This is a genomic window from Zhongshania sp., assembly GCF_041623545.1.
Classification (GTDB): domain Bacteria; phylum Pseudomonadota; class Gammaproteobacteria; order Pseudomonadales; family Spongiibacteraceae; genus Spongiibacter.
The window spans coordinates 1-2723 of the sequence record NZ_JBFJWS010000377.1; the positions used below are offsets into that span (position 1 = coordinate 1).

2 protein-coding genes are annotated in these 2723 nt (G+C 51.5%); both read right to left on the minus strand.

Features of this window, described 5'->3' with window-relative positions; all coding sequences use genetic code 11:
- Positions 1–482 (minus strand): SAM-dependent methyltransferase (locus ABYT30_RS18125; protein WP_373097901.1); only part of this gene is annotated, 482 nt, incomplete at its 3' end.
- A 227-nt stretch (positions 483–709) separates the two neighbouring features.
- Positions 710–2723: CocE/NonD family hydrolase (locus ABYT30_RS18130; protein WP_373097903.1), on the minus strand; the 2014-nt coding region annotated here is incomplete at its 5' end.

Consider the following 2723-nt stretch of genomic DNA (forward strand, 5'->3'; position numbering starts at 1 on the left):
AGTAGCGGGTAGACTCGAACCTCTTTGGCGACGCGACACATTTCGATTAGCGCCTCGATATGCTGGGCGGCATCAATTTGCTCACTGTATAAAAACAGCAGATGAGAGCACAGACCGAGGTCAAATTCACTATCAAAAAAGGGTAGCTCTGGGAGGCTAGCCTCAACGTAGCGACCAGCAGCAAGCCCCCCGTCATAATCATCCAAAAAGCGATTCATCGCCGACATACGAACCGAACCAAGATGACCTGGATCTTTAAAACTACTCCAAAGATAGTTGTCGGCATGGCGCACAAGTTCAGCAATCATGCCCGGATATACACGCTGAATGCGATTACTGATCTCTTCCTTGGTAAATTGATAAATGGGATCAACAGACATAATTCGCCCGCCACCTTGACTTAGCTCGGCATTAAAACTCGCCGGGCCGTCGCCACAGCCGAGAATATGTCCCTCTAAATCGCTTTCGCTAAGTGCAAACATACGACAGTACTCTGCGTATGAACGACCCCATGGAACAATCGACGACAGATCCAAATTACCCTCACCCCAAAAACGGCCTAGCAGCCTTATTAAAGAAAGGGGCCAAGTATAGAGAGGACAGCAGCCTCGACACAAACTGTTATCGAGGCACACCGCTTAACTTTCAGTTGCGCTTAAGCAACAACAAAGAGGAATGGGAGCCAGCGCGATACTGGCTCAACAAAGTGCTAAGGCGCAACCGCCGTAATAGCCGAACTTGCATCAGCAGTAAAATTAGGCTGACCTGCAGCGTCTAAGGCAAACAATGGCAATCGCAGATTCGCCGCAATATTGACTACTGGAATCGTTAGGTCTCGAGAAAATGACTCAATATACTGGGGGTGATAGCCACTGACCCACAAGCCCAATTCATCACCCGACGCCAAGCGCTCAGCAATACCCACCAAGTCGATATCAGCGTGATCACCGAGCCCGCGCACCGGCATAATCTGGTCATCTAGCAAGCGCCACTCGCCACCGACATTCCGAATCGCGATACCGACAAACAGGATGCTGTCGCAACCGCTGCGAATCGTTGGCACACCGCCCACTGCACACGCTTCATCATTCAGCGTTTGCGGGGTAGTCACAGTAATATCGAGCTGAGGAATACCGGCAATAATTAAACCCTTGCTATCGCTTACTGTTAGCAGCGGCGCAATACTCACATCTTGCGCGAGAATGTGGGCGGTCTGCGCGGCAACGCCGTTTGGCACATTGCTAAGGGCCAAATCATTAAATTCGCTGAACGAAATCGCGGTCGTATCATTGGCAGAGCGGCGCGCCTTAAACTTGCTTACCGGGATATTCACAGCGTCATCGTCAGCCAATGAAACACAAATTTCATTCTCGCCACTCAGATCAGCGGCTGCATCCTGGCCGCGTAGTTTGTTATTAAACCAATCAATTGTGGCACTGCGCTGAGTTCTTTCGCCGCAAGCAAACTTGCCACCCAAGGCTTGAAAATAAATAGGCTCAGGGGTTTCGCCGACAAAATTCGGAATGATATGCCCGCTTTCATGAGTTAGCATTCGAACCTCGTGACCGCTACCCGCCGCGCGCTCACTTAAACACTGAAAATTCCACCACGCATCATTAAAATTAAACAGGGTATCGCGAATACCTTGGGTGAGCAGAATATCAACCCCCGGCTGCCCGGTGTAGCTATTGCTGCCCGGCACTTCATTAAACTCACTACTGATATTATTGTTTAGCGGGCTAGCCGCAAAACTGTAGGGCATGGTCGCCTGACCGTTCAAATCACACCAATACCGCGGGCTGTGATAGGCAAACCAATCTAAGGCATCGCGAGGAAATTCATTAGTAGCGATACCACGTAATAGGGTTTCTTTTACAAAGGGATCTAGTCCCCGCGCCAGCGGTGACTCTTGATTTTCAAAGCCGGGCTGATAGCTGCCGGCTTCGCCGCCACCAACGAGTAACAAACTCCAACCCGACTTCACCACATCACCAGGATTTAAACTGAAGGGCAAATAATGCCAAGTGATGTCCGGCACCATGGCATCCATGCGCTGTTTTTCATCAACGCCATGAATCAGCAACTGGTAGCCACCACCGTAGCTAGAACCCACCGCACCGCTTAATAGATTGACACCACCCGCAACACTCACTGCAGGGTCTGGCCGCGCCGCCAACTCGCCGCTGGCCTCGTCACGCCAAGCCAGATAATCTAAATTGGCTTCTGCCCAGTCCAGAATTTGCAATAAATCCAAACCTTCCACATCGGGATCCATTACCCGCACTGTGCCGCTACTTTCGCCAAAACCACGCTGATCGATACTAATTACTGGGTATCCCGCTGCAACGAGCAGATCTAGGGCATTGCCGCTGTAATCACTGGCCGCCGGATCGCTAACTCGTGAGCCGCCAAAACCGTGGCCATGCAAAACCAAGGGGTGGGCACCTAAGGCACGCTTACCGCAGTCCAAGACGGCGGGTTCGAATACTTCAAAACTAATATTTTCGCCACTGGCTGAGGGCAGAACCACTTGGTAGTGCCGGTTAGCCGCGACCGTCGCAAAACTGTCTCCACAGGAAGCGTTGGTTTGTGCTGCCGAGCAGCCTTGCGCGTCTACCGTCGACTGCGCAGCGGAATTTGCACAGAGATCATCTTCATTGCCAACGCCATCGCCATCACTGTCGCGATTATCTTCCGGATCACAAATATCGCCAATACTGTCG